The sequence below is a fragment of the Agrococcus sp. HG114 genome (assembly GCF_024723325.1).
Lineage (GTDB): Bacteria > Actinomycetota > Actinomycetes > Actinomycetales > Microbacteriaceae > Agrococcus.
The window spans coordinates 1-319 of sequence record NZ_JANQCH010000328.1 but is presented as its reverse complement, the minus strand read 5'-3'; the positions used below and the strand labels follow the sequence as shown (position 1 = coordinate 319).

Annotated in this window: 1 protein-coding gene; it reads right to left on the bottom strand. The window is 52.4% G+C overall.

The window, feature by feature from the left end:
• Window positions 1–289, bottom strand: a 289-nt coding sequence (locus NWP09_RS13450) for a hypothetical protein (RefSeq protein WP_258275970.1), incomplete at its 3' end; no start/stop codon positions are given.
• Window positions 290–319: the final 30 nt, after the last annotated feature.

Below are 319 nucleotides of genomic sequence, written 5' to 3'. Positions count from 1 at the left end.
GGCTATGTCTGACGGGATTACTCGTAAACAAAGCCGTGAGCTGCTGAATGATGCCAAACGTATCAAAGACGAAATGGAAAAAGGCCCACTGACTGGCTCCCACCAGAATGATGAGCTTGGCGCTGGCAACACCGACGAGCAATCCCTCAACTCGGGTGGGGATGGTACGTCGGAACAAACCGGGAATGACGACCTGAACCTTGCCCAGGAGGAACTGGAAGGGGGTAAAAATTCCAATGGTCAGGACGATGATGACGAAGACCCTTTGCGTGATGAAGAGGGTGAGCACAAAGATCCTGTCAAGCAGCCAGATAACAGC